This window comes from Leptolyngbya sp. FACHB-36 (genome assembly GCF_014695955.1).
Lineage (GTDB): Bacteria > Cyanobacteriota > Cyanobacteriia > Leptolyngbyales > Leptolyngbyaceae > FACHB-36.
The window spans coordinates 1-3604 of record NZ_JACJPG010000141.1; the positions used below are offsets into that span (position 1 = coordinate 1).

4 protein-coding genes are annotated in these 3604 nt (G+C 52.1%); 3 read left to right on the forward strand and 1 reads right to left on the reverse strand.

The window, feature by feature from the left end:
* On the reverse strand, positions 1-311 hold a 311-nt coding region (locus H6F43_RS02025), incomplete at its 3' end, for a DUF3067 family protein (protein ID WP_190340346.1).
* A gap of 345 nt (positions 312-656) precedes the next feature.
* Between H6F43_RS02025 and petC the strand changes: the two genes are divergently transcribed.
* The 3 genes from petC to H6F43_RS02040 all read left to right on the forward strand — a co-directional run.
* Complete coding sequence (petC, locus tag H6F43_RS02030; protein WP_190340347.1) at positions 657-1196, forward strand: cytochrome b6-f complex iron-sulfur subunit; 540 nt, start codon at positions 657-659, stop codon at positions 1194-1196.
* 58 nt (positions 1197-1254) lie between these two features.
* Positions 1255-2232, forward strand: coding sequence for a cytochrome f (gene petA / locus H6F43_RS02035; RefSeq protein ID WP_190340348.1), 978 nt, complete (start codon positions 1255-1257; stop codon positions 2230-2232).
* Positions 2233-2699: 467 nt separating this feature from the next.
* A partial coding sequence (locus tag H6F43_RS02040; RefSeq protein WP_242025261.1) for an adenylate/guanylate cyclase domain-containing protein occupies positions 2700-3604 on the forward strand: 905 nt, incomplete at its 3' end.

Here is a 3604-nt window from a genome sequence, read left to right on the forward strand (position 1 = left end):
TCCTCCAGCATCCATTCCGAGGCGCGATCGCCCAGCTCTAATGGAATACTGACAGCTTTGCCCAAACGGGGACGCTCGCGGGTCTGCTCAATGAACGACTCTACGTACTCCGCACTGCCCCAAGCATGGAGGTAGGTGGCGACAGTGTCTAAATGTGCCATGTACTCCGCTTCGCTTAGCGGAAACGATGCCTGCTCAAGATACTTCCACATGACCAGCACAAAAATCTTGCCCTGGGTTCGACGCATTTGAATGTCGAACGATCGTCCCCACTTGTTAAGCAAGATCTGACGTAGGTCCTGTCCGGTCATAGTGAAACTCGTCTCTTACAGGTGAAACGATCGATAGGTGAAACGATGCGCATAGCCATTGTCCGTTATTTATCGGCCATCCCAGCAGGCTGAATCTGACCTCGATCGCCCCATCCGGTGATCCACTCAATAAAATTGGCGCTTCCTTACTTGGCGATGCTGAGAACGTTGCGAAATGTGTAATGATTTTAATGACTCCTCAGAGTCACAAGCGGCTTTCTGAGCGGCTGTTGCGGTCGACGATCGTCCCTGTTGAGGTTCTTGCCCTCTGCAACACCAAGGCTCAGCGCTTCTTGCGGTCTCCATCGCTTGCCACGATCCTCTTTAAGATAGCGAAACGTAATCATGACACAACTCTCTAGCTCTTCTGATGTACCCGATATGGGGCGTCGCCAATTCATGAACCTTTTGATGGTTGGTACAGGCACCGGAGTGATTGCGGGTATGTTGTATCCGGTTATCAACTTTTTCATTCCTCCCTCTTCGGGTAGCAGCAGCGGTGGCGTCACAGCAAAGGATGCGCTGGGCAACGACATTCTGGTTAACGATTTTGTTGACAGCCATGCTGCAGGCGACCACGTTCTGGCGCAGGGTCTTAAAGGTGACCCAACCTACATTGTTGTCAAAGAAGATAAATCGCTAGCAGACTTCGGTATTAACGCCGTTTGCACCCACTTGGGTTGCGTTGTGCCTTGGAACGCCAGCGAAAACAAATTTATGTGTCCGTGCCACGGCTCGCAGTACGACATGAACGGTAAGGTCGTTCGCGGTCCAGCACCACTATCGTTGGCACTAGTGCACGCCAACGTAGAAGACAACAAAATCGCCTTTACGCCTTGGACGGAGGCAGACTTCCGCACAGGCGAGGACCCGTGGTGGGCGTAGAGTGTTCACGGTTCCTTAGCTGACCTGACTTATCGTTTGTTACTGACCCATATTAGACATGAGACATCCTTTAGAGAGCGTGCGACTAGGCTCGATCGTGGTGAGACGACTGACACTGGCAGCGGTGACGATCGCCGTATTCTTGACCAGCAGCCTAGCGCTGCCTCAGGCGGCATCCGCTTACCCGATTTTTGCTCAACAAGCGTACGAAAATCCCCGTGAGGCAACGGGACGCATCGTGTGTGCAAACTGCCACCTCGCTGCCAAGCCAACCGAGGTTGAAGTACCCCAATCCGTGCTTCCGGACACGGTGTTTGAAGCAGTTGTAAAAATTCCTTATGACACTAATGTGCAGCAGGTGATCGGCGACGGAAGCAAAGGTCCCCTAAATGTGGGCGCGGTGCTGATGCTGCCAGAGGGATTTCAACTGGCTCCCGAAGACCGGATTCCAGAGGAACTCAAGGAAAAAGTTGAAGACCTCTACTTCCAGCCTTACAGCGACGCACATCCCAACTGGGTTGTAATTGGTCCGCTACCCGGTGAGCAATATCAGGAAATCGCCTTCCCAGTGCTCTCGCCCGATCCTAAGACTGATAAAGCCCAGCGCTTCGGCAAGTACGCGGTTCACGTTGGTGGCAATCGCGGACGTGGACAGGTCTACCCCACTGGCGAGAAGAGCAACAATGCGATTTACAACGCTTCAGCCGACGGCACGATCAGCCAAATCGCTAAGCCGGAAGATGGTGGCTACGAAGTGACAATCCAGACCGCTGATGGCAAGACTGTTGTAGACACGATTCCTGCGGGTCCTGATCTGCTCGTTTCGGAAGGGCAAGACGTCAAGGCGGGTGATGCGTTGACGGTCAACCCGAATGTGGGTGGGTTCGGTCAAGCGGATGCAGAAATCGTGCTGCAAAACCCCGATCGCATTAAAGGGCTGCTGGCGTTCTTTGGAATTGTTACCCTGTCGCAAATCATGCTAGTGCTGAAGAAGAAGCAGGTTGAGCGAGTACAGGCGGCTGAAATGAACTTCTAGGTTCAGGTTTATCCGTTATGAAGGGCAGGTCTGGCACCTGTCCTTTTTTTTGCAAGTTGACTTGCAAAAAATCTATAACGTGTCGTTTGTCACTCACTGCATATGGACGACAAGCGGCAGACCATCGCTCTTGAATCAAGCGACTGCGAAGAATTTCGCTGTACAGGTGCATCGAGTCAGACTTTTAGGGCACCCTAGAGATCAACTGGGGCGTTTATGATTGTGCTGCGTTGGCTGTTGGACTGAACTTTGCTTTCCCTGCTGTGATTCTTCGGAGACCTGAATCGTGCGATCGCTCGGTTGCTATACGAATGAATGACTCTGCATCAGTAAGGATGGTCCTTAGCGTTCCTGATTGTGCCTTATCCAGCGAGAGCATGAAAAACGACGTATCGACATCTGCCTTGAAGGGACATCGAACTCTCGCAACGGTTGTATTTACAGACTGTGTTAGCTTCAGCGCTAGGATGTCGGTCGATGAAAATCAGACTCTCCGATTAATTCATCGGGACCTCAAGCTGATGAAGCGCCTGTGTGAACAGTTTGAGGGGCGGGTGCTGAAATCCACTGGAGATGGGCTACTGATGCACTTTATCAGCGCTGTGAAAGCGGTTGAGTGCGCGATCGCCATTCAAACCTCGCTGGCAGCAGCGGCAGAGGGTCTCACGTCAAACGACGTGCTGAAGCATCGAATCGGAATTCATTTGGCGGACATTTTCATTACTGAAACCGATGTCATGGGCAACGGGGTCAACATTGCTGCTCGGCTACAAGCGGCCGCTGATCCAGGAGGAATCTGCGTTTCGCAGACCGTTTATGATGTGGTGAAAGCAGGTTTGGACATCCGCACCCGCTACCTAGGACCGCAAGAGCTAAAGAACATCCGAGAAGTCGTTCCGGTTTACAAAATTCTCCTCACCGCTGAGGACGAGATCCTGGATGAGTACACCGACGTGGTGCGGCGGTTGGAGCAGAGTCAAAATCTCCACCGGATTAAGAAACTGCTGTTTTACATCTGCAACAAAGTTTGGGAGAACGATCCTCAGCGCATCGATTTGCTGGATCTGCGGCAGTTAATTCATGGGTTGGTGGAGCAAGCTCCTACGCTCGATCGTCTCCGAACTCTTTTAACCGCTTCTGTGAAAACGCTTAGCAAGCGAGCAGAATATTCCCTGGTTGCTAACGTAATCACGCATGAAGTGTGGAAGCTGTATCGCTCTGGAGAAGTCTTATCGGGTCCGCTATCCGAGGAGGCTCCATTCGATGACAATCATCTGGAGACTGCTCCCTATGAGCCAATAGCTCAGACGCTAGAGCAGGCGGAACCCTCAGCGCGGCTAAAAAAGCTGATGTTCTACGTGTGCAACAACCG